Genomic DNA, 21952 nt, shown 5'->3' on the forward strand with positions numbered 1-21952 from the left:
ACGAATTCTTCGCACGCCGCTTCGTCATGCTCCGCGATGCCTACCGCGCCGATCCGGTCGCGCACGAGATGTACGTCGAACTCGGCAACGAGTATTTCGAGCAGGTGCGCAGCTACGTCGATCTGGCGGATCACTACCTCAGCATGATCATCGCCGAGGCAATGGGCGAAGGCTTCTTCCCCGGGCTCGAGATCGACATGACGCTGAGCCTGATCAACCAGATGGTCTCGCCCTATTGCAACATCGGCGTGATGGGCATGCTGATGGACCGGCTTACCGAAGAGAAGCTCGCGCGGATCATCGATGCTGCGTTCGACGGCCTTTCGGCACAGGACCGCGGTGCGATGGGTGTCAGCGGCCTCAGAGCGGCCTAGGCCGCGCACCAGTCTCCGCGGCGGCCATGCCAGTGTTCGGCAAGGCCCTCGCGCTGCAGAACTTCACCCAGGCTGCGCCCGCCGCGCAGCACCACGCGCAAGGCCCGGCCATAGCGATCGGTCTCGCGCCCTTCGACCGCCAGCGTAAACGGCCCTGCATTGAGCAGGTCGGTCAACCGCCGCGTTGCCGTCTCCGCCAGCTGCGCCTCGTAAGCGCAGGACGGGTGGCCGAGTTCGGGCGCGTTGATATCGGCGATGCGGATCTTGAGGCCGCGATACCAGAACGTATCCCCATCGACGACACAGGTGATGCGCGCCGCCCCCTCGCACCGGGCGAAGGTGGCCGCCTCGCGGTCGCGGGGGACAATGCCAGCCGCACTCGATAGCGGCAGGGCGAGGGATAGTCCTGCGATCTCGGTGAGCAAGAGCAGGGAACGGGCGGTGAAATGCGTGATCATCGCGCATGGATGATCCACTTTCACTCTTTGTTCCAGTCTGACAAATACCTACAGAACAATAACTTAGGACGACGACCTAAGTGATTTAAGTCCGGTATGGACTGATTTGGGCTTCCTTAACCATGCCGACCGCAAGCTTGCCCGAGCGCATCCAACCGGACCCCCCGATCGTGTACGAACTGCTCTTCCGCAGCCGCTGGTATGCCCTTGCATGGGCGCTGTTCATGGCGGCCAGCGCGGTGATGTTCAGTACCACCGGTGCGGGAGCATGGCTGACCTCGGCAGAGCCCAACCCGCAGGCGAGCGCGCAGGCGCGAGAGAGCGCGTTCCATTCGTGGGCAGAAGACGACAAGCGAAGCACCGGGAATGAAGGCTTCGATCCTTCAAGTCCCGACCACGTCCGCGACGGACAGGCCCCGCGCGATGCGATCAGCGGACCGGAGCGTCGCACGGTGCCGTTCAGCGAGGAAGAGGCTGAAGGCAACATGGCCGACGCTTCGGCCAGCCGGTAAGTCACCGCGTGGGGACGGGCGCCTCGCCGCTGTAGTCATAGAAGCCGCGGCCCGACTTGCGGCCCAGCCAGCCGGCTTCGACATACTTCTGCAGCAGCGGCGCCGGGCGGTACTTCGGGTCCCCGGTTGAAGCGAGGTAGATCTTCATGATCTCGAGCAGGGTATCGAGCCCGATGAAGTCCGCGAGTTCGAGCGGGCCCATCGGGTGGTTGAGCCCGAGCTTTACGCCCTTGTCGATATCCTGGATCGAACCCGTGCCCGAGCCGAGCACGAAGGCCGCCTCGTTGATGAAGGGCACGAAGATGCGGTTGACGATGAAGCCCGGCTCATCCTGCGAAAGCACAATTTCCTTGCCGATATCGGCAACGAAGCCGCGCACCGCCTCGATCGTGGCGACCGAGGTGGCAAGGCCGGGGATCACCTCGACCAGCTTCATCAGCGGCACCGGGTTGAAGAAGTGGATGCCGATGAAGCGCTGCGCATCGGGCGAGGAGACCGCCATGCGGGTGATCGGGATTGATGAGGTGTTGGTCGCCATGATCGCGCTCGGCGCGAGGTGCTTGCCGGCAGCCTCGAAGATCTTGTGCTTGATGTCCTCGCGCTCGGTCGCCGCCTCGATCACGAGATCGGCCTCACCGAGGCGGGCATAATCGCCAACGGGGGTGATGCGCGAAACGGTAGCGATGGCGTCCTCGGCGGGGATCTTGCCGCGCTCGGCAAGCTTCATCAGCCCCTTTTCGATCTTCGCGCGCGCGGATTCAGCTACGGCGAGCGAGATATCGGAGAGCAGAACCGTCTTGCCCGATGCGGCCGCGACCTGGGCGATGCCCGAACCCATCTGTCCAGCGCCGATGACTGCGATTGTCTGCATGATGTGTACCCCGCGTTATTGCACTTTGGCGCGCTGCCTAGTGAGGTTTGGCGCGCGGGGGAAGCAGCCAAATTGAGAGGGTGGCCTAGCGTGAACCGCCCGGGACCCAGAGCGGGTCTTTGCCGGCATTGATGGCGCGGGCGAGGACAAAGAAATAGTCCGACACGCGGTTGAGATAGGCAAGCGCCGCAGGGTTCACCGGCTCCGATGCGGCGAGCGCGGTGGCCGCACGCTCGGCACGGCGGGCGATTGCGCGCGCGAGGTGGATGCGGGCAGCGCCTTCGCTTCCGCCGGGAAGGATGAAGCTGGTCAGCGGCGGAAGCTGCGCATTGAGCGCGTCGATTTCCGCCTCGATCCGTGCGGGCTGGGCCGGTACGACTCGCAGGACCATTTCGGAAGGCGTGAAATCGGCGCCGCCGATATCGCCAAGCGGCGTCGCCAGATCGGCGCCAAGATCGAACAGGTCGTTCTGGATGCGGTGCAGCGCCGCGGCGCGATCCGCCTCGAGCGCGATCGCGGCAAAACCGACTACGCTGTTGAGCTCGTCGACCTCGCCGATCGCTTCCATGCGCAGATCGTGCTTGGCACGGCGCGATCCGTCGACGAGGCCCGTCGTGCCGTCATCGCCGGTGCGCGTGTAAATCTTGTTGAGTTTGACCACGAGGCTGGCTGATGCGGCTCAGCGGCCGCCCTGGGTGAACAGCAGCAGCACCGCCACGACAGCAACCGCAAGGCCCTGATACTTGATGCGGTTGAACATCATCTTGTTCTGCAACAGCTGCATCTCTGTCGCGCGAGTGCCGTCGCCCTCAAGCTCTGCCTTGGTGCTGTTGAGAAAAGCGCCGATGCCGCGCAGGAGCGACCATACGGTAAGCCCCATCAGGATGAGGATCACGGGGACGAGGAGCATTGTCATGGCGCTAGGTCTAGGCCGTCATGAAGCGAAATACCACTGTCAATGCGGCCAGTGTCATTCCGGGCAGCGCGCAAGGCTTCGGCAAGCGCCAGACCGTCCTCCCCGGCGCGGCGACGGTCCGCCAGCGCAGGCGCGTCGCGGCGCTTGGCAAGCTTGCGGCCATCGGGCCCGACCAGCAGCGGATGGTGGTGCCAGCGCGGTTCGGGCAGGCCGAGCAGGACTTGGAGCAGGCGGTGGATATGCGTCGCGGCGAAGAGATCAGCGCCGCGCGTGACAACGGTGACGCCGTCCTCGGCATCATCGAGAGTTGCGGCAAGGTGATAGCTGGCGGGCGCATCGCGGCGCCAGATCACGACATCGCCCAGCATCGCGGGCCGCGCGCTCTGCGGACCGCGGCGCTCGTCGAACCAGGTCAGCGGCCCGGCGAGTTCCGCCGCCTGCTCGACATCGAGCCGCCAGACCGGATCGTGTGCGGACACGGGCGGATTACGCAGGCAGGTGCCGGGATAGATCGGGCCATCAGGCCCGTGCAATGTGGCGGCGGCGGCCACTTCGGCGCGGGTGCAGCGGCAGGGATAGAGAAGCCCCATCGCGCGGAGGTTGTTGGCCGCCTCGCGGTAGCGATCGATGCGGGTCGATTGCGGGGGGACTTCTTCGAAGGCGAGGCCGAGCCATGTCAGGTCGGCGCGGAATTCACCGGCCAGTTCAGGTCGACTACGGGCACCGTCGATATCCTCGATCCGGAGCAGGAAGCGGCCGCCATCTTGCACGGCGCGGTCATGCGCGATTATCGCAGCATAGGCATGGCCCAGATGCAGCGGGCCATTGGGGCTGGGGGCAAAACGGGTAGTGGCAGCGGCGCTCATGCGGACGGACCATAGCCATCCGGCCCCAAAACAAAAACGGCTGCCTTAAAGGGTAAGGCAGCCGTTTCGTTTGGGAAGCCCGCGCTGCGGGTTGCCGTTCACCGGGCCAGGCTCAGACGAGCGTGGCGCCGAAGAACATGCTGCTGATGCCAGCAGCCAGAACCAGCGAGACGATCGCCGAAGTGTAGTTACGCATAATGTCCTCCTGTTTTGGGCTCTTTCAGGGGACTCTCCCATTCGCGAAGCGCCGGCAGGGTGGTGGATTGCACAGAGCGTTCGGAACGAGGGCGCAAATAGGCATTCCACGCCGTGCTGCAAGTGCGAACAAGGCAAGTACGATTGCATTTCATGCAATCAATTTTGATCTGCTACTGATATACTGAAAATACAGGATTTTTCGGGTTATTACCCTTTGGTGAAGCATTAATATTTCAATGACAAAACATTTTCTAAACCGCATGCACGTCACGCAATCGCAACATCCGGCTTTTTTCGCGGCTCGCTGGACAGCGGATACGGACCCCATTATCCGCCTGCCATGAGCATTCAGCCTTCAGAATCGATCCTCATTGTCGATTTCGGCAGCCAGGTCACCCAGCTGATCGCGCGCCGCGTGCGCGAAGCCGGGGTCTACTCCGAAATCGCCCCCTTCACCCAGGCCGAGGCCGCCTTCCACCGGATGAAGCCCAAGGGCATCATCCTGTCGGGCTCCCCGGCCAGCGTCCCTGCCGAAGGCAGTCCCCGCGCCCCGCAGGTGCTGTTCGACAGCGGCCTGCCCATCCTCGGCATCTGCTACGGCCAGCAGGTGATGAGCCACCAGCTTGGCGGCACCGTCGAGCCCGGCGATTCTGGCGAGTTCGGGCGCACCTTCCTTACCGTGACCGAGCCTTGCGTGCTGTTCGACGGCCTGTGGGCCGTGGGCGAGCGCCATCAGGTGTGGATGAGCCACGAGGACAAGGTCACGCAGTTCGCGCCGGGCTTCCGCACCGTCGCGATGTCGGACGGGGCGCACTTCGCGGTCGTCGCCAACGACAAGAAGCGGTACTACGGCACCCAGTTCCACCCCGAGGTGGTCCACACCCCCGACGGCGGCAAGCTGATCGCCAACTTCGTGCGCCACGTCTGCGGCTGCACCGGTGACTGGACGATGGCCGAGTTCCGCAAGACCAAGATAGCCGAGATCCGCGAACAGGTGGGTGACAGCCGCGTGATCTGCGGGCTTTCGGGCGGTGTCGATTCGGCGGTGGCCGCAGTGCTGATCCATGAGGCGATCGGAGATCAGCTCACCTGCGTCTTCGTCGATCACGGCCTGATGCGCATGGGCGAGGCCGAGCAGGTCGTCAGCCTGTTCCGCGGGCATTACAACATCCCGCTCGTCCACAAGGACGTCTCCGCGCTGTTCCTCGGTGGCCTTGCCGGCGTGACGGACCCCGAAGCCAAGCGCAAGTTCATCGGCAAGACCTTCATCGACGTGTTCGAGGCCGAAGCCAAGCAGGTCGGCGGCGCAGACTTCCTTGCGCAGGGGACACTTTATCCCGACGTGATCGAGAGCGTCTCGTTCACCGGCGGTCCTTCGGTCACGATCAAGAGCCATCACAACGTGGGCGGCCTGCCCGAGCGGATGAACATGAAGCTCGTCGAGCCCTTGCGCGAGCTGTTCAAGGACGAAGTGCGCGCGCTGGGCCGAGAGCTCGGCCTGCCGGACGTCTTCGTCGGCCGCCATCCCTTCCCCGGCCCCGGCCTTGCCATCCGCATTCCCGGCGAAGTGACGCGCGAGCGGTGCGATATCCTGCGCAAGGCCGATGCGATCTACCTTGAGGAGATCCGCAACGCCGGGCTCTACGATGCGATCTGGCAGGCCTTCGCGGTGCTGCTGCCGGTCAAGACCGTGGGCGTGATGGGCGATTTCCGCACCTATGACAGCGTCTGCGCGCTGCGCGCCGTCACCTCGACCGACGGCATGACCGCCGACATCTACCCCTTCGATGCCGGGTTCCTCAGCCGCGTGGCAACGCGCATTGTCAACGAGGTCAAGGGCATCAACCGCGTGGTCTATGACTACACCTCGAAGCCGCCCGGCACGATCGAATGGGAGTGAGCTGGCAGCGCGCTAGCCGGTGATCCTGAGGCGCATGAAGAGCATGAAGCTTGTCGGGCTTGCGCCGTAGGCGGGCTTGATCGCGTCTGGCAGCGCGTACTTGCTGACCAGCCCGCCCAGATCGAATGCGACTTTGCCGATCGGCACGGAGTGATAGCCGCCAAGGCTGAACTTGCTGACGTTGAAGACCTGCCCCGCCAGCGGATTGCCGCTGTCCTCGTCGCCGAACAGCTCGTCCTTGTCGACATTCTCGGCCCGGCCAAACACCGTCCAGCGGCCCAGTTGCAGCGCGCTGTCGAGCAGGAAGGCATCGGCGGGATGGGCGTGATCGCCGCCGAGATGCGTGTTGCGGCCCCAGGCCAGCGAAGACTGCCAGTTGCGCTTCGGGCCGAGCGCGCGGTTCCAGGTGATCGAGGCGGTGGTGCGGCGAACGTCCTCGTCCGGGTGGAGGCCCTCGGGGCTCTTGAGGAAGCCGTGGCTGACCTGCACCGAAAGGTTGCGTGTGGGATTCCAGCTCGCCCGCACCGACCAGCTGTCGAAGCGTGGCTGCTCGAAATCCCAGCGCTCGGCATCGGGCTCGCGCCCGGTGAACACCGAGCCTTCGAGCTTGACCCCGCGATAGACGAGGCCTGCGGTCGCGACGCCGAAGGTCACGTGCGTGCTATCGAGCCAGTGGTGTGAGATCGGCGCCTCCGGGTTCGCCATGCCGGGGAAGCGGTGCATGAAGGTGGCGGGTCCAAGCGCGGGTTCACCCGGCAGGCCGAAGTAGACGAAGCCCGAAAGCCCCTCGGTGATCGGATGGCTGTAGGTGGCCGATAGCTCCATGAAGGCATCGTGCGGGTGCTGCCGGTCGATCAGCTTGGTCACGCCGTCGGCGCTTTCGCCGCTCGCCAGCAGCAGCGGATAGCCGCGCTTGCCCATCAGCGGATCGAGGCTGACCATGCCGCGCAAGGTGAGCGTACCTCCACCGAGCGGACGCTGCGCACTGCCCATCAGCATCGAGGTCGAGAAGGTCTTGCTATCGCCGCGCGGCCCGCCCTGGTTGTCGTGGATCAGCGTGGCGAAGCCGTGGACCATGGTGGACCAGCCGCCGAGCCGGCCCATGATCGCCCACATCGGCGCAGTATCGGGCTGCCACGCAGTGCCCGAGGCATCGCGCATCATGCTGTAGGGCCCGAGCGCGCCGACAAAGCCTTTCATGTCCATGCCGTGCATGGTGTGCCCCATGGCCGCATGATCCATTGGTGCTGCGGGCGCGGCTGGCGCATCTCCAGCGGGCTCGGCCATCTGGTGCATGGAGTGATCCATGCCGGGCATCGACTGCGCCGTGGCGGCAAATGGCATGGCCAGCGCCGTCGCGGCGAAAAAGGTCCTGATCATCGGGGTTCCTGAAAGAGGCTGCAACCTTGTGGTTCATCGAACCCCGGCCCATATAGCCTCCGTACCATAGTACGGAGTCAACCCCTACCTGTGATGACCATCGCAAAGCTTGCCAGCGAAGGCGGCGTGGGCGTGGAAACGGTGCGCTACTACCAGCGCCGCGGCCTGATGCCGGAGCCCGCGCGGCCTTCCGGCGCGAGTGCGAGCGGGCGCGTGCGCCGCTACGGTTCGGACGATGTGCGCCGCCTGCGCTTCATCAAGGCGGCGCAGGGCGCAGGCTTCACGCTCGAGGAAATCGGCCAGCTGCTCTCGCTCGATGCGACGGAGGACCGCGCTCGGGCGCGCGAACTGGCGCGTGCGCGGGTCGGCGCGCTCGATGAGAAGATCCGCGAGCTGCAAGCCGCGCGCGATGCCTTGAGCCGGCTGGCGCAGGTCTGCGAGCAAGGTGCGACGCGGCTCTGCCCGATCCTGACCGCGTTCGAACCCTGAGCCTGGTTGCAAACTGCGCCGCCGGGACGGCCACCGGACCGCTATCCATCCTTGTCAGGCATGGTCGAACCGGTCGCGCATCGCCCGGTCAATCAGCTGGCGCACCACCGGATTGGGGAAGCGCCGCTCGATCGTGACGGCGAGGAATGTCTCGGCAATGCCCGGCAAAGCCTCGGCCTCGACAAGGGTGCCATCGGCAAGCTCGTCACGCACCGCAATCGGAGGAAGCACGCCGAGCGCATGGCCTTCGCGCACGATCAGACGCATCATCGCCATGTCGTCCACCTCGGCCGCGATCTGCGGGCGCAGGCCGAGCCGGTCCACAAGCGCATCGAAGCCAAGGCGCATGCCGCTGCCCGCAGCAGGCAGGACGACCGGGTGCGCGCGCAGCAGATCAGCAACCGCGCGCGTACCGCCCAGCAGCGCGGGCGCACCGACGAGGCTCACCGGCTGTTCGGACAAACGGTGAACGATGAAGGGAGTGAGCGCATCGCTCGCGGGAGCCTGATCGGTGAGGATCACATCGAGCCCCAGCGACTGCAGTGCGCCAAGCAGCTCACCCTGGCTGCCCGAGCGCAGCACGACCTCGATATCGGTACGCGGGAGCAAAGGTTCGACGAAGCTGATCTGGAAGTTGCGCGAAAGCGTGGCGAGCGCGCCGATGCGCACCGCCTGCCGCGCATTGCCGGTTTCCTTGAGCGTGCCGAGCAGTTCCTCGCCCGTTGCGAAGATCGCCTCGGCATGATCGAGCGTGATGCGGCCCGCCTCGGTCAGATGCAGCGCCCGCCCGCGCCGCTCGAACAGGGCATGGCCCAGCCGGTCCTCCAGCTTGCGGATCTGCACCGAGAGCGCGGACTGCGAAACGTTCAGCCGCTCGGCAGTGCGCGAGAGGTTGCCATCCTGCGCGACAGCCCAGAAATAGCGGAGGTGGTTGTAGTTGAGTTCGGCCATATCGTTCACTTAAACAGAACGATATCGGCTAAACAATGAATTTTTTGCTGAGCGGTGCATCCGCTAGGAGCATGGCAACTTCGAAAGCCCCTCCTGCGGAGCGCCGATCATGCCCCTCTCCTTTCTGGTCCTTGCCCCACCTGCCCTGTTGCTGATCGCCGCCGCGCTCGGTTTCGCTCAGCCCGGGCGCATCACGCGCAGCCCGCTGGCCCTGATCGAACTGCTCGCGCTGATCGCCGTAGCGATGGCCGGGGGCACGATGGCCGCGCTCGCCATCGGCGGTGCCACCACCCTCACCCTCGCCGCTGCAAGCCCCGCGCTGCCGCTGCTGGCCTTCCGGCTCGATCTCATCAGCGCGACGATGCTGCTCCTCGTCAGCTTCGTCGGCTGGATCGTGGTGCGCTATGCCCGGGTCTACCTCGATGGCGAGACGCGCCACGGCGTGTTCATGGCCTGGCTGAGTGCGACGCTCGCGATGGTCATGCTGCTGGTAACGGCGGGTTCGCTCGTCCAGCTGCTCGGCGCCTGGATCGCCACCAGCCTTGCCCTCCACAAGCTGCTGCTGTTCTATCCCGAACGGGTCGCCGCCCAGCGCGCCGCGCGCAAGAAGTTCGTGACAGCGCGCTCTGGTGATGCCGCCCTCCTCGGTGCCGCGCTGCTCCTGTTCAAGGCATATGGCACGACCGATCTGCCCGCGATCCTCGCCGCTGCGCATGCCGGCATGGGTGGCTACGCCGCCATGGCCGCCGCAGGTCTGCTCGCCATCGCGGCGCTGCTGAAGTCCGCGCAGTTCCCGCTGCACGGCTGGCTGACCGAAGTGATGGAAGCGCCGACCCCGGTTTCCGCGCTGCTCCATGCCGGTGTGATCAATGCGGGCGGGTTCCTGCTCATCCGCTTCGCCGATGTCATGCTGCTCGCCCCCGGCGTGCTGGCGGTGCTGGTCATGATCGGCGGCTTCACCGCGCTGTTCGGCGGGCTCGTCATGCTCACCCAGCCCGCGATCAAGACCTCGCTCGCCTGGTCGACCGTCGGACAGATGGGCTTCATGATCATGCAGTGCGGCCTTGCGCTGTTCCCGCTCGCGCTGCTGCACATCGTGCTGCACTCGCTCTACAAGGCGCATGCCTTCCTCGCCTCGGGCGGTGCGGTGGAGCAGATCGCGGCGGCGCGGCGGCCGGGTCCGGTCGCCATCCCGCGCCCCGCTGCGGTCGGCCGGGCGTTCTTGGCGGCCCTCGCCATCTACACCCTGATGAGCTTCGCCTTCGACGCGCTGCCGGGCTTCCACCACAAGTCGCCGCAGGCGGTCGCGCTCGGCGCCATCCTGATTTTCGGCGTCGCCTATCTCTTCGCCCAGGGCCTTGCGGACAGCGCCCCCCGCGCCCTCACCCGCAAGATGGCGGTCTATGCCGTCGCTGCCTCGATCGGCTACTTTACGCTCCATGGCCTTGCACTCTGGCTCACGGCAGGCACGCTGCCCGCCACCCCCGCACCGGGTCCGCTCGAATGGACGCTGATGGTGCTCGCGGTGCTGAGCTTCGGCCTCGTCGCGGTGGCGCAGTCGATGTTCCCGCTCTGGGCCTATCACCCGGCGGCGGCGGGCCTGCGCGTCCACCTCTCCAACGGCCTCTACGCCAATGCCCTGTTCGACCGGATGCTCGGCGGCTGGACCCTCAAGCGGTCTGCCTGATCACAGCCCCTCTTCTCCCGAAGGATCTCCCATGCTCATGATCCCCACCGACAACAGCCAGACGCTCGCCCAGCTCAAGGTTGCCGCCGATGCCGCCGCGCGGGCCATCCCGCCGGTCTGGCCGCTGGCTTCGAGCGTCGCGGTCAATCCCTACCTCGGCCAGACCGGCCTGACGCTGGCCGAGACCGCCGCGCTGATGGCCCGCGTCTCGGGCACCCCCGTCACCATGCCGCGCCAGTGGTACCGCGACCGAATTGCCAGCGGCGCGATCACGCAAGGCGACCTTGCCGCCGCGCTCGCCGCCTCGCCCCACGCGGGCAAGCCCGGCTCGCTGGCCGCACTGCAGGCCGCGCTGGCGCACGATCCTGCCTCGATCAAGGCCGTGCCGACTGTGGCCGATCTCGCCGCCAAGGCGACCGGCATCGACTGGCCGGGGATCATCGCCGAACGCCTCGGTGCCTGGGCAGGCGGCTACTTCGACAAGGGCCAGGCGCTGTGGGCCGCGCCGCGCGGCAAGGGCGCCTATGCCGCATGGCAGGCGGTCGCTTCGCACGATCTGACACCCGAAATCGCGGGCCTCACCGGTTTCGGCAGCATGGTCGCCGATGCGCCCGAACGCGCCGCCGAAGCGCTCGCCAGCGCGGTTGCGGCTCTGCAGCTGCCGTCTGCTGCACTCGAAACCTACTTCCACAGCTTGCTCGTCACGCTGGGCGGCTGGGCCCATGTCGCACGCTATGAACTATGGCAGGCCGAGCTTGCCGGCCAGAGTGACGAGACGATCACCGACTTCCTGACGATCCGGCTGATCTGGGAGCAGGCGCTGCTGACCCGCTATGGCACCGAGATCGGCAAGAGCTGGCTGGCGACGATTGCTGTACACGAGGAGCCCGTCGAGCCCAGTGCCGACCAGATCATCGACGCGATCCTGCAGGAAGCCGCCGAACGCGCTGGGCAGACCGCGCTTGCCAAGACGCTGACGCAGCAGGTCATTTTCGAACGCCAGGCGCCGGTGCTGCAGGCCGCCTTCTGCATCGACGTGCGCTCCGAAGTGTTCCGCCGCGCGCTGGAATCGCTGGATCGGCGCATCCAGACGCTGGGCTTTGCGGGCTTCTTCGGCCTCACCGCCTCGCACCAGCGCTACGCCTCGGACGTTGCCGAGCACCGCCTGCCGGTGCTTCTCAATGCCGGCCTCACCAGCCGCACCGGCAGCGAAGGCGCGACCGATGTCCGCCACAATGCCCGCGCTGCGCGCGCCTGGGGCCGGTTCAAGCTGGCCGCAGTTTCCTCGTTCGCCTTCGTCGAGGCGGCGGGCCCGATCTATATCGGCAAGCTGGTCAAGGACGCGCTCGGCCTCAAGGCCAACAAGCCGCCACGCGATCCCAAGCCCTTTGCCGATCCCGCGCCCGATACGGCGACACGCGTGGGCATGGCCGCATCGATCCTCGGCGCGATGTCGCTGACGAGCGAGTTCGCGCCGCTGGTGCTGCTCGCGGGCCACGGCGCCAACGTGGTGAACAACCCGCATGCCAGCGGCCTGCACTGCGGCGCCTGCGGTGGCTATTCGGGCGAAGTCAACGCGCGGCTGCTGGCCGGGCTGCTCAATGATCCCGAAGTGCGTGCGGGGCTCATCGACAAGGGCATCGTGATCCCGCAGTCCACGCTGTTCGTGGCCGCACTGCATGACACGACCACCGACGCGGTGACGCTCTACACCGAAGACCAGCCGATTGACGCCCACAGCGATGCCATCGCGCAGGCCGAGCAATGGCTGGCGGCGGCGGCGGTGCTGACCCGCAGCGAACGTGCGCTGCGCCTGCCGCGCGCCACCGGCGACGCCAGCGTGATCAAGCGCAGCCGCGACTGGTCGGAAACGCGCGCGGAATGGGCATTGGCGGGCTGCAAGGCCTTCATCGCCGCGCCGCGCATGCGCACCGCCGGCCGCAGCCTCGAAGGCCGCGCGTTCCTGCATGACTATGTGTGGCGGCGCGACGAGGGCTTCGGCGTGCTCGAGCTGATCATGACCGCGCCGGTCGTCGTCGCGAGCTGGATCAGCTTGCAGTACTATGGCTCGAGTGTGGCGCCCGAGCTGTTCGGCGGCGGCAACAAGCTGCTGCATAACGTGGTCGGCGGGATCGGCGTGATCGAAGGCAATGGCGGGCCGCTGCGTGCGGGGCTCCCGTGGCAGTCGGTCCACGACGGGCACAAACTGATGCACGAGCCGCTGCGGCTTTCGGTGTGCATCGAAGCCCCGCGCGAGGCGATGAGCGCGGTGCTCGAGAAGCACGCCGGGGTGCGCGCGCTGTTCGACAACAAGTGGCTGCACCTCTTCGCCATCGACGACGAGGGCAAGCTCGCCTGGCGCTATGCCGGCGATCTCCAGTGGGAAGCCGCGAGCGAAGCGGCCCCAGCGGCAGCGGCGACGGAAATGGCGATCTGAGCCATGAACGGCGCGCGGGCCGTGCTCGCGACAATGCACGGCAAGGAGCGGGCGATTGCCCCCCTTGCCGCGCACTTCCTCGGTCTGGATCTGCGGGTAGCCGAGGGGCTTGATACCGACCTGTTCGGCACGTTCAGCCGCGAGATCGAGCGAGCGGGAACGCCGCGCGACGCGGCGCGCGCAAAGATTGCTGCGGCCTTCAGACTGCATCCGGATGCGCGCGTCGGGATCGCGAGCGAGGGCAGTTTCGGCCCGCATCCGCAGGTGCCGTTTGCCCCGCTGAACCGCGAGCTGGTGGTGCTGATCGACCGCGAGAGCAGGCTGGAACTTACCGGCCACCATGCGACGATGGACACCAATTTCGCAAATGCCCTGGTAACGGACCCGGGGGCGGCGCTCGCTTTTGCGGCCAAGGCCGGGTTTCCCACGCACGGCGTGATCGTGATGGGCGTGCTGGATGGTGCGCCCGCACCGCAACTGGCACTGTTCAAGTCCGTCGAGAGCGAAGCCGACCTTCTCGCGGTGATCGAGCGGACCATTGCGCTGACCGGCGCTGCGCACATCGAAACCGACATGCGCGCGCACCGCAATCCGCGCCGGATGCGCGCGATCAGGCGGGCGATGATCGACCTTGTGCGCCGGTCGCGCAGCCTGTGCCCGGACTGCGCCCGGCCCGGCTTCGCGATCACCGGGCGCGCCCATGGCCTGCCCTGTGCGTGGTGCGCGAGCCCGACCCATCTGACCCGCGCCGAAGTCTGGACTTGCGAGGGCTGCGGCCACAGCGAGGAGCGCGCGGTGGCCGCAGCAAGCGCCGATCCGATGCACTGCGAGGAATGCAACCCCTAGGGCCTGAACCCGCGCCGTGCTTTCAGGCGATCCCCTGCTTGCCCGGCGAGAGGATATGGTTCGGATCGAGCGCCTGCTTGAGCCGCGCGTTGAGCGCCCGGTTCGCCTCGCCATATTGCTGCGCGACGAGGTCCATCGTGTTGACCCCGGTGCGATAGCTCGCCCAACCGCGCGCGCCGAAGCGGGTGATCATCTCGCGGATGCAGTCGTCCGCCTTTTTCTCCTCGGCCGGATCTTCCTTGTCATACTGGATGAAGATCAGGTGGTGCAGCTCGCGCCCGCCGATGGCGTAGGCGACCGAATAGTCGAACCCGTAACGCCCGAGGATTTCCTTCGCGAGCTCGGTCTGCTGCTGCGTTTCGATACCCTTTGCCGGGGCGACTGGCGCGAAGCACACCATGCCGCCGCCGCGCCAGCGCATGATGCCCTTTTCCTCCAGCGTCAGCTGGCCGCTCATCAGGTTCTTGTGGTGTTCGAACCACAAGTTGCCGCCCATTTCCTTCTCGGTCAGGACTTCGCCGCCCGAGGCCTCGAACGCGCGGCGCACGATGGGTTCGATCGCGGCGATGATCTCGTCGGTACCGTAGAGCGCGAAATAGGTGTTCCACATGCCGAGGCCGTGCTTCCTCGCGAAACTGCGCACGACCTCTTCGGGAATGCTCTCGGGCTTGTCCCACAGCTCCTCGCGGCGGTGGAACATCGCGATCTGGTAGGCCGCGCCCATCATCAGCACCACGTTGGGAATGAGGTTGCTCATGCGGAACGGGCGCATCGCATCGACGATCTTCGCCACGTCGCCCATTGCGTTGTGACGCACCATGAAGGGCTTGAACGCCGGCGGCTTGGGCATGAGCCAGAAGCCCAGCTTGGTGACGACACCGAAGTTCGATTGCGTGAAGATCCCGTCGACATAGGGCCCGTAGCCCCATTTGAACGCCTGCCAGGTGGTCGAATTCTGCACGCTGCCCATGCCGGTGCGCACCAGCGTACCATCGGCCAGCACCACTTCCATGCCGCATTGCATGAAGAAGTGATCGCCATAAGGCGTATAGCCCACCCCGCGCTCCAGCGTGTTGCCCACCGGCGAGACGATGGGGCCGACGGTCGGCACATCCAGCCAGAACGGCAGGTTGTTCGCCTCGAGGTAATCGTGGAGGTCCTGGTAGGTCACCCCCGGCTCGACCAGCGCGGTGCCGAGTTCGGCATCGATGTGGATGATCCGGTTCATCCGCTTGAGATCAAGGATCATCTGCCCACTGCTGGCGGGCGTGGCGCAGCCATAGCCCATATTCTTGCCAGTCGAGACAGTCCAGAGCGGGAGCTTGTAGTGGTTGGCGATCTTGAGGATCGCCTGCACTTCCTCGACCGTTCCCGGCGCAACCGCACCTGATGGCACGTGCTCATGCCGGGGATCCGGCGTCGAGCTTTTGGCATAGGGCAGCGTGCTCTCGGGGTCGGCAAAGACCCAGTCCGCCCCTACCACCGCGCGCAGTTCGGCAACGGCTGCGGCAAAGACGCCTTTGTCGAGATGCGCCGGCAGCTGGCGCGGACCATCGAGGGGCGAGGCGAACGCGCTGGAACCCATCAGTGCGGCCCCCACGGCCCCGGTCCGGATCAAGTCGCGGCGTGTTACCCCGGTCATTGGTCATGCTCCTTGGGATCGGCCTTCGAGGCCTTGAGCCACAGCGCGAGGGCCTTGAGCTCGGCATTGCTGATCTCGGTCGGACGGAACGCAGGCATCGCGCGCTGGCCGCGCCGGACGATCGCTTGCGTCATCTCCGCCGGAATGGCTCGCCCGCGGATCACCGGCGCCACATGCTGGCCATGGCAATAGCCGCAAGTCTTCGCATAGACCGCTTCGGGCGGGCGCGGCGGGGGAGCCGGGGTTTCGGCAGAAACCGGCGCCCCAGACACTACGCCAAGGGCAAACAGCGCCCCCGCCAGACGCACGCTTCCTGCTCTCCCATGCATCGCTCATCTCCCGCCGGAATGCTGGTGCGCCCGATGCGTCGGGCGCCCATCTGCAATCCGACAATCTGTCAGACTGGCATCGGGATATATTCAATCTTACAAACCGTCAAATTGATTGTGCGGGCGGCAAGGGCACCAGTTCCGGCAGGGGGCGCCGGGCAATCTCTCCCGCATCCCCGGGCGGCACGCCCAGTCCCACGAGGATCATCGCCACCACCGCTTCTGGATAGTCCGCCCCGCGCTCCTCGCGCAGCATGGTCGAGATGGCGGCGATGGTGGTGCCAAGGATCGCATCCCGCCCCAGCGCAGGGTCGGTGATCGAGAGCTGCCCCGCCGCGATCGCATGGGCGACGGTCTGCTCGGCCTCCCGGAAAGTCTCGGCACCGAAGATGATGCCGTTTGCACTAAGGTTGATCATCGAGCGACCCCACCCGGAAACCTTGCGCACGCGGTCGAGATAGAGCCGGATCGCCACCGAAATGCGCTCGCGCGGATCGGGCAGCGCCTGGATCGAATGGCTTACCGCAGTGAGGAAATCATGTGTGACTTCATACGTGACGGCCTCGCGCAGCTCGGCCATTCCGGAAAAATGCTCATAGAAGGTCGCGCGCGTGATCCCGGCACGCTGCGAAACGTCTTCGATCCGCGAGTAGAGGCCCTGTTCCTCCCCAAACAGCTCGAAGGCCGCCGCGATGACCTTGGCGCGCGTCCTGGCGCGCCTCTGCCTGCCCAGCTCCAACCTGCGCGACTTGTCTGACCTGCCGTCTGCCACATGCCACCTGGATTGCGTTGTGGAATGCCATAGACCAAACCGGCCGTCTGCCAAATCCGAATGGGCGGCGACCTGAAATCGCCCTAGGCCGCGAGCTTGTCGAAGCCGGTCGGAGTCACGTCCGCGCCGAAGCGATAGGCCGAAGCGGTGATGCCGCCGCGCAGGCCGCTTTCGGAATAGATGCAAACGCCCGGGTCTTCGCCCGCCGCGCCGACTGCGACCATCAGCGGAATCAGGTGATCCTCGCGCGGGTGAGTCACCCGGGCATAGGGAGCCTGATCCCAGTGCAGCATGGCGGCAGCGCGGGCCGCGGGGTCGAGATCGAGCAGGCTGTGGCGCAGCCAGCCGTCGAACTGGCGCGAAGGCTCGGCGGCGCGGGCGTCGAACATGCGCAGGTTATGGTACGAAAGCCCCGAGCCCATGATCACCACGCCCTCGTCGCGCAGCGGGGCCAGCGCGCGGCCGAGGGCCAGATGCGCGGCGGGATCGTAGCCGATCTTCATCGAGAGGCTGACGACGGGCAGGTCCGCCTCGGGACGGATCGGCTGCATCATCGAGAACGTGCCATGATCGAACCCGCGCGCAGGGTCATCGCCCATAGTGATGCCGGCGGCGGCAGCCAGTTCCCGCACCCGCGCCGCGAGCGCCGGATCGCCGGGCGCAGGATAGCTGATGTGGTAGGTATGTTCGGGAAAGCCGTAGTAATCGTAGACCATGCCCGGCTGCGCGGCGCTGGAGACGGTGAACTCGGGCTCTTCCCAATGGCCGGATACGGCGAGCACCGCGCGGGGCGGTTCGGGCAACTGCGCAGGCAGCGCCTTCAGCGAAGCCTCGAGCCAGGCAAAGCCTTCACGAAACGGACCATCGAGCCACGGCCAGGGGCCGCCGCCATGCGAGAGGAAGAACACGGGCTGTTTCATGCGACCAATCTAGGGCGGTCACGGCCTTGGCAAAAGCCGGAAGATTTCAGCGCTGACGTTCGAAATGATCGAACGGTCAGAGCTTCGCCAGTACGGCCCTAGCGCTTTCCGCGATCCGCGCCTTCTCGGCATCAGCGAACTTGTCGTAGGTCCGCACCATCTGCGCCATGCGCGGATTGCCGGCGATCTTCTCGCGGTGGCGGGCGATGAAATCCCAATAGAGCGGATTGAACGGGCAGGCATTCGGCCCCGTCCGCTGCTTCACGTCAAAGCGGCACGAGCCGCAGTAGTTCGACATGCGGTTGATATAGGCCCCGCTCGCCGCATAGGGCTTCGAGGCAAGCAGACCGCCATCGGCGAACTGGCTCATGCCCACGGTGTTGGGGAGCTCCACCCATTCATAGGCATCGGCGTAGACGCTGAGATACCATTCGTGGAGCGCATGCGGATCGATCCCGGCGAGCAGTGCGAAAGTGCCCGTCACCATCAGGCGCTGGATATGGTGCGCATAGGCGTGCTGGCGCGTCTGGGTGACCGCGGCGCGCACGCAGGCCATGTCGGTCTCGGCGGTCCAGTAGAAATCGGGCAGTGGGCGGGTGTGCTCAAGGAAGTTGCGCTGGGCATAACCGGGCGCGGTCAGCCAGTAGATCCCGCGCACATATTCGCGCCAGCCGATGATCTGGCGGATGAAGCCTTCGGCGGCATTGAGCGGCACCCGGCCCGCGCGCCATTCGGCTTCAACCGTGCGGCACACTTCCAGCGGATCAAGCAGCCCGCAGTTGAGATATTGCGCGATGACGGCGTGATAGAGGAACGGTTCGCCCTCCAGCATCGCGTCCTGATAATCGCCGAAGCGCGGCAGCGCGCGCAGCACGAAGGCGCCAAAGGTGGCCTCGGCATCGGCACGGGTGACCGCGAACTGGAAGGGTTCGAGATCGCCGAAGTGGTTGCCGAAGCGTGCCTCCACCAGCGCCAGCACCTCTGCCGTGATGGCATCAGGTGCAAAGACCGGCGGGCGGGGCATGAACAGATCGGGCGCGGCAGCCTTGCGGTTGTCCGCGTCGTAGTTCCATTCCCCCCCGGCGGGCTTGTCGCCCTCCATGAGGAGACCGGTGCGGCGGCGCATCTCGCGGTAGAAGTATTCCATGCGCAGCGCCTTGCGACCTTCCGCCCAGTCCCGGAACACCGGCAGCGGGCAGACAAAGCGCGTATCGGGGAGCACATCGACCGGCAGGCCCAGCGCGGCTTCCCAGCCTGCGAACATCTGCGCGACGCGCCATTCGCCGGCTTCGGTGACCACGATGCGTTCGGGCCGGTGCGCCGCAACCGCACGGGCGACTTCGCCGGTGAAGCTGCCGGTATTGCCAGGGGCGTCGAGCTTCACATATTCGACCGTCCAGCCGTCTGCGCGCAGTTCCTCTGCGAAATGGCGCATGGCGCTCAGAAGGAAGGCGATCTTCTTCTTGTGGTGGCGCACATAGGTCGCCTCCTCGTGGACCTCGACCATCAGCACGCGGTCGCGCGCCTTGTCCGCCGTCTGCAGCGAGGACAGCAAGGGGCTCAGCTGATCGCCCAGCACGAGGATCAGCTTGCTCACAGATCGAGCGCCAGTTGCGTGGTCACCGCGCGGCGGCGGGATTTCCGGCCGGTCATCGGCATCCCGGCCTTGCGGCTGCCGTGCTTCTCGGCGATCCGGCTTGCGGTCACGCGGTGCCCGGCGCCCTTGCGCACCCCATGCAGCGCCTCGCGCGCAGCGGCAGCGGCCTTGACGTGATCGACGATGGGCGGCGGATAGGCGAGACTTGCCGCGCCGTCCCACGTCCACGGCTCGTGGATCAGCGCCGTGGGCACATCGGCCAGCTCGGGCACCCAGCGGCGCACGAATACGCCTTTCGGGTCCTGATCGTGGCCCTGCTTGACCGGATTGTAGACGCGCATCGTGTTGATCCCCGTGGTGCCAGATTGCATCTGGACCTGGCTCCAGTGGATGCCCGGCTCATAATCGACGAACTGGCGTGCCAGATGCAGACCCGTCGCGCGCCACGGCAGCCAGAGCTGATAGCTCGCGAACGAGACCAGCATCGCCCGCATGCGGAAATTGAGCCAGCCATGGGCATCCAGCGCACGCAGGCAGGCATCGACGAAAGGATAACCGGTGCGCCCCGCTCCCCACGCCGCCAGCCGCTCGGGATCGGGCACATTCGGGCGCAGGCCGTTGTAGGCGGGGTGCAGGTTCTCGAACTCGATGCGCGATTCGTCCTCCAGCTTCTGCATGAAGTGGCAGTGCCAGTGCTGGCGCCCGGTGAACGAGATCATTGAAGCGCGCCAGCTGCGCGCGGCTGCACTCTCCTCGCCGCGCAGACCCTTGAGGCGGGTCTGGCTGGCCTGTGCCACTTCGCGCATGGAAAGCGTGCCCCAGGTGAGATGCGATGAGAGGCGCGAGCTCGCATCGAAGGCCGTCACCGGACTCGACATCTGCCAGCGATAATCGCGCCCGCGCCGCTCCAGAAAGCTGGCCAGCGTCGCAAGGCCAGCCGCGCGTCCGCCGCTCTGGCGGTGGGGGCAAGGATCGGGCGCAAGGCCGAGATCAGCGGCGGTGGGGATGCGCGCCGGCCAATCGCTGCCCAGCGGCTCAAGCGCGGCGGGCGGCGGGGTGAGCGGTTCGGCCATGCGGCGATCCCAGCCGCGCGCCCAGCCGTGGCGCGTCTTGAGGCGGCGGATCACGCCCGTCTGCGGCAGCTCATGCCACACCACGCCCGCCGCGCGCGCCCATACCGCCACGGCCTTGTCGCGGGCGTAAGTCCAGCCGTTGCCGGTCTCCTCGTGGCTCCACAGCGCGGCGATCCCGTGGCGCTCGTGGATGCGGCCCAGGACTGCAACAGCATCGCCGCGCACCACGCAGAGCGGCTGACCGAGGCGCCCAAGCGCGGCCTGCAGTTCGGCGAGGCTTTCGGCGGCAAACGCCCATTGCCGGGCCGAAGCGTCGTCCTGCGCCCACAGGCCTGGCTCGGCGATATAGAGCGGCAGCACCGGCCCCTGCGCTGCGGCAAGGGCGAGCGGGCGGTGATCGGCGATGCGCAAGTCGCGCTTGAACCAGACGACCTGCAGCGGCCGCTTCACAGCATCCCCTCGGCGCGCAAGTGCCCTTCGATCTCGGCGTCGAAGGCAAAGAAGCCGCGCCGCGCATGGGGCCAGAGACCGGCATCCCAGCGCCGCCGGACGGGGCGCAGCGCAATACCTTCGGCGGCAAGCGCGGGCTCCAGCCGGGCGAGCGCATCGGCGACCGGGCCGACCGGCGCGAAAGGAGTCAGCACCTGCCGCGCGCCCGCCGCCTGCGCCGCAGCAATTACCGTTTCGGCATCAAGCCTGTCGGCCAGCGTGGAGCCGCACCGGAAGTGCGCCTCGGCACGCGTGGCGGCATCGGCCACGGCCTCGCCCGCAAAGCGCCGTGCCGCGTCGCCCCAGAGAAGCGCAGGATCGCAGACCGCAAGCACGCCCGCCACCGGCGCGCCGGCTGCAAACAGCGATTCGGAATGAAGATCCTCGTGGTGCACCAGCAGCAGGCTAGGTGCAGCCGGATCAGACGCGGCGAGCGGCAAGAGCGTGCCCGCCGCGCCGACCGGCGCTTCGGTGAGCGCCGCCGCTTCTTGCGCCAGCCCGCGCGGCGCGAAGCGGCCTTCGGTGTAGCGCGCGATGTTGTCCGCGCGGGCGAGGTAGGTCTTGCCCGCCGTCTGCAGCCCCGCGACCCAGCGCCACGAAAGCGTGTTGCTCGCCGCATCGGCATCGATCAGGTGCCGCAGGAAGAAATCGGCGCCGAGCGTCCACGGCAGGCGCAGCGTGAAGATCCAGATCGAGGCAAACCACATCCGCGCGTGGTTGTGGAGGTAGCCGGTCTCCACGAGTTCGCGCGCCCAGGCATCGAAGCAATCGATCCCGGTGCGCCCTTCCTCAGCCGCCAGCAGATCGGCACTGCCCGCCATGGCATCGCGCGCGCCATCGCGTTCGGCGAGGAAGCGCTGCCAGACCACCGGGCGCAGTTCGAGCCAGCCCTTCCAGTAGGTGCGCCAGCACACTTCCTGAATGAACTTTCCAGCCGCGTTGAAGCTGTGGCGCCCCAACACTTCGGCCACGACATCCTGCTCGGTAACCAGCCGGTAGCGCACCGCCGGCGATAGCCGAGAGACCGCCGCCGGCCGGCCAGGCCCCGGATCGGTGTTGCGATTCGACGCATAGGAAGCGCCGGCGCGGGGCACAAACTGGCGCAAGTGATCGAGGGCAGCGCGTCGGTTGGGAGCAGGGACCATGGCCAAGCCCTTGGCCTTGCAGACCTCCGCGGCCCAGATGGTCATGCGGGCAAGCCCGCAGGCGCCGACTTTCCCAAAATGGCCAAAGCGTAATGTTCTG

Annotated in this window: 20 protein-coding genes and 1 pseudogene; 7 read left to right on the plus strand and 14 right to left on the minus strand. The window is 66.6% G+C overall.

The window, feature by feature from the left end; all coding sequences use genetic code 11:
• Window positions 1-374, plus strand: a pseudogene (locus K5Q19_RS16340) (hypothetical protein); the annotation flags it as partial.
• Here the strand turns inward: K5Q19_RS16340 and K5Q19_RS16345 are convergent.
• The gene (locus K5Q19_RS16345; RefSeq protein WP_292947403.1) at window positions 371-832 is read right to left on the minus strand and encodes a thermonuclease family protein; all 462 of its coding nucleotides are present in this window, start codon (window positions 830-832) and stop codon (window positions 371-373) included. The pseudogene K5Q19_RS16340 and the gene K5Q19_RS16345 overlap by 4 nt on opposite strands.
• A gap of 170 nt (window positions 833-1002) precedes the next feature.
• On the opposite strand from K5Q19_RS16345, the gene K5Q19_RS16350 reads away from it, so the two are divergent.
• Window positions 1003-1344: a hypothetical protein gene (locus tag K5Q19_RS16350; protein ID WP_292947405.1), complete on the plus strand. Its 342-nt coding sequence runs from the start codon at window positions 1003-1005 to the stop codon at window positions 1342-1344.
• A gap of 1 nt (window position 1345) precedes the next feature.
• Here the strand turns inward: K5Q19_RS16350 and K5Q19_RS16355 are convergent, their stop codons facing one another.
• From K5Q19_RS16355 to gluQRS, 4 genes are all read right to left on the minus strand, one after another.
• Window positions 1346-2215, minus strand: a complete 870-nt coding sequence (locus K5Q19_RS16355) for a 3-hydroxyacyl-CoA dehydrogenase NAD-binding domain-containing protein (protein ID WP_292947407.1) — start codon at window positions 2213-2215, stop codon at window positions 1346-1348.
• Between the two features lie 85 nt (window positions 2216-2300).
• Window positions 2301-2876: a cob(I)yrinic acid a,c-diamide adenosyltransferase gene (locus tag K5Q19_RS16360; protein WP_292947409.1), complete on the minus strand. Its 576-nt coding sequence runs from the start codon at window positions 2874-2876 to the stop codon at window positions 2301-2303.
• 18 nt (window positions 2877-2894) lie between these two features.
• The gene (locus K5Q19_RS16365; RefSeq protein ID WP_292947411.1) at window positions 2895-3131 is read right to left on the minus strand and encodes an HIG1 domain-containing protein; all 237 of its coding nucleotides are present in this window, start codon (window positions 3129-3131) and stop codon (window positions 2895-2897) included.
• Window positions 3128-3997, minus strand: coding sequence for a tRNA glutamyl-Q(34) synthetase GluQRS (gluQRS, locus tag K5Q19_RS16370; RefSeq protein ID WP_292947413.1), 870 nt, complete (start codon window positions 3995-3997; stop codon window positions 3128-3130). Before gluQRS ends, K5Q19_RS16365 begins: the two co-directional genes overlap by 4 nt.
• Before the next feature lie 538 nt (window positions 3998-4535).
• Between gluQRS and guaA the strand changes: the two genes are divergently transcribed.
• Complete coding sequence (gene guaA / locus K5Q19_RS16375) at window positions 4536-6095, plus strand: glutamine-hydrolyzing GMP synthase (protein ID WP_292947416.1); 1560 nt, start codon at window positions 4536-4538, stop codon at window positions 6093-6095.
• Between the two features lie 12 nt (window positions 6096-6107).
• On the opposite strand, the gene K5Q19_RS16380 is transcribed toward guaA, so the two are convergent.
• Window positions 6108-7475, minus strand: coding sequence for a hypothetical protein (locus K5Q19_RS16380; RefSeq protein ID WP_292947419.1), 1368 nt, complete (start codon window positions 7473-7475; stop codon window positions 6108-6110).
• Window positions 7476-7568: 93 nt separating this feature from the next.
• Here K5Q19_RS16380 and K5Q19_RS16385 point away from each other — a divergent pair, with 93 nt between their 5' ends.
• Entirely contained in the window at window positions 7569-7964 is a 396-nt protein-coding gene (locus K5Q19_RS16385) for a MerR family DNA-binding protein (RefSeq protein ID WP_292947421.1), read from the plus strand.
• A gap of 54 nt (window positions 7965-8018) precedes the next feature.
• Here the strand turns inward: K5Q19_RS16385 and K5Q19_RS16390 are convergent, their stop codons facing one another.
• Window positions 8019-8915 (minus strand): LysR family transcriptional regulator, encoded by an 897-nt coding sequence (locus K5Q19_RS16390; protein WP_292947424.1) that lies wholly within the window; start codon window positions 8913-8915, stop codon window positions 8019-8021.
• 109 nt (window positions 8916-9024) lie between these two features.
• Here K5Q19_RS16390 and K5Q19_RS16395 point away from each other — a divergent pair, with 109 nt between their 5' ends.
• Genes K5Q19_RS16395 through K5Q19_RS16405 form a run of 3 tightly spaced genes read left to right on the plus strand, consistent with a single transcriptional unit; the run spans window position 9025 to window position 13885 of the window.
• On the plus strand, window positions 9025-10602 hold the full coding sequence (locus K5Q19_RS16395) for a proton-conducting transporter membrane subunit (protein ID WP_292947426.1): 1578 nt from the start codon (window positions 9025-9027) through the stop codon (window positions 10600-10602).
• A gap of 31 nt (window positions 10603-10633) precedes the next feature.
• Window positions 10634-13039, plus strand: a complete 2406-nt coding sequence (locus K5Q19_RS16400; protein WP_292947429.1) for a DUF2309 domain-containing protein — start codon at window positions 10634-10636, stop codon at window positions 13037-13039.
• A gap of 3 nt (window positions 13040-13042) precedes the next feature.
• Window positions 13043-13885, plus strand: coding sequence for a DUF6671 family protein (locus K5Q19_RS16405; protein WP_292947432.1), 843 nt, complete (start codon window positions 13043-13045; stop codon window positions 13883-13885).
• Window positions 13886-13907: 22 nt separating this feature from the next.
• On the opposite strand, the gene K5Q19_RS16410 is transcribed toward K5Q19_RS16405, so the two are convergent.
• From K5Q19_RS16410 to K5Q19_RS16440, 7 genes are all read right to left on the minus strand, one after another.
• The gene (locus K5Q19_RS16410; protein WP_292947435.1) at window positions 13908-15527 is read right to left on the minus strand and encodes an FAD-binding oxidoreductase; all 1620 of its coding nucleotides are present in this window, start codon (window positions 15525-15527) and stop codon (window positions 13908-13910) included.
• A complete protein-coding gene (locus K5Q19_RS16415; protein WP_292947438.1) occupies window positions 15524-15856 on the minus strand; it encodes a cytochrome c in 333 nt (110 codons plus the stop codon). Before K5Q19_RS16415 ends, K5Q19_RS16410 begins: the two co-directional genes overlap by 4 nt.
• Before the next feature lie 106 nt (window positions 15857-15962).
• On the minus strand, window positions 15963-16595 hold the full coding sequence (locus K5Q19_RS16420) for a TetR/AcrR family transcriptional regulator (protein ID WP_292947441.1): 633 nt from the start codon (window positions 16593-16595) through the stop codon (window positions 15963-15965).
• 116 nt (window positions 16596-16711) lie between these two features.
• Window positions 16712-17548, minus strand: coding sequence for a class III extradiol ring-cleavage dioxygenase (locus K5Q19_RS16425; protein ID WP_292947444.1), 837 nt, complete (start codon window positions 17546-17548; stop codon window positions 16712-16714).
• Window positions 17549-17624: 76 nt separating this feature from the next.
• Complete coding sequence (locus K5Q19_RS16430; RefSeq protein WP_292947447.1) at window positions 17625-19145, minus strand: cryptochrome/photolyase family protein; 1521 nt, start codon at window positions 19143-19145, stop codon at window positions 17625-17627.
• Window positions 19142-20668 (minus strand): deoxyribodipyrimidine photo-lyase, encoded by a 1527-nt coding sequence (locus tag K5Q19_RS16435; RefSeq protein ID WP_292947450.1) that lies wholly within the window; start codon window positions 20666-20668, stop codon window positions 19142-19144. The genes K5Q19_RS16430 and K5Q19_RS16435 overlap by 4 nt, the downstream gene beginning before the upstream one ends.
• Window positions 20665-21897, minus strand: a complete 1233-nt coding sequence (locus K5Q19_RS16440) for an FAD-binding domain-containing protein (RefSeq protein WP_292947453.1) — start codon at window positions 21895-21897, stop codon at window positions 20665-20667. Before K5Q19_RS16440 ends, K5Q19_RS16435 begins: the two co-directional genes overlap by 4 nt.
• Window positions 21898-21952: the final 55 nt, after the last annotated feature.

The sequence above is a fragment of the Novosphingobium sp. genome, from assembly GCF_019748365.1.
GTDB lineage: Bacteria > Pseudomonadota > Alphaproteobacteria > Sphingomonadales > Sphingomonadaceae > Novosphingobium.

Bases quoted from the DNA above. Each gene is read 5' to 3' on its own strand.
- K5Q19_RS16415 (WP_292947438.1), bottom strand. From the start codon at position 15,856: ATGCATGGGAGAGCAGGAAGCGTGCGTCTGGCGGGGGCGCTGTTTGCC.
- K5Q19_RS16395 (WP_292947426.1), top strand. From the start codon at position 9,025: ATGCCCCTCTCCTTTCTGGTCCTTGCCCCACCTGCCCTGTTGCTGATC.
- K5Q19_RS16400 (WP_292947429.1), top strand. From the start codon at position 10,634: ATGCTCATGATCCCCACCGACAACAGCCAGACGCTCGCCCAGCTCAAG.
- K5Q19_RS16440 (WP_292947453.1), bottom strand. From the start codon at position 21,897: ATGACCATCTGGGCCGCGGAGGTCTGCAAGGCCAAGGGCTTGGCCATG.
- K5Q19_RS16345 (WP_292947403.1), bottom strand. From the start codon at position 832: ATGATCACGCATTTCACCGCCCGTTCCCTGCTCTTGCTCACCGAGATC.
- K5Q19_RS16380 (WP_292947419.1), bottom strand. From the start codon at position 7,475: ATGATCAGGACCTTTTTCGCCGCGACGGCGCTGGCCATGCCATTTGCC.
- K5Q19_RS16365 (WP_292947411.1), bottom strand. From the start codon at position 3,131: ATGACAATGCTCCTCGTCCCCGTGATCCTCATCCTGATGGGGCTTACC.
- K5Q19_RS16425 (WP_292947444.1), bottom strand. From the start codon at position 17,548: ATGAAACAGCCCGTGTTCTTCCTCTCGCATGGCGGCGGCCCCTGGCCG.
- K5Q19_RS16410 (WP_292947435.1), bottom strand. From the start codon at position 15,527: ATGACCGGGGTAACACGCCGCGACTTGATCCGGACCGGGGCCGTGGGG.
- gluQRS (WP_292947413.1), bottom strand. From the start codon at position 3,997: ATGAGCGCCGCTGCCACTACCCGTTTTGCCCCCAGCCCCAATGGCCCG.
- K5Q19_RS16390 (WP_292947424.1), bottom strand. From the start codon at position 8,915: ATGGCCGAACTCAACTACAACCACCTCCGCTATTTCTGGGCTGTCGCG.
- K5Q19_RS16405 (WP_292947432.1), top strand. From the start codon at position 13,043: ATGAACGGCGCGCGGGCCGTGCTCGCGACAATGCACGGCAAGGAGCGG.
- guaA (WP_292947416.1), top strand. From the start codon at position 4,536: ATGAGCATTCAGCCTTCAGAATCGATCCTCATTGTCGATTTCGGCAGC.
- K5Q19_RS16385 (WP_292947421.1), top strand. From the start codon at position 7,569: ATGACCATCGCAAAGCTTGCCAGCGAAGGCGGCGTGGGCGTGGAAACG.
- K5Q19_RS16355 (WP_292947407.1), bottom strand. From the start codon at position 2,215: ATGCAGACAATCGCAGTCATCGGCGCTGGACAGATGGGTTCGGGCATC.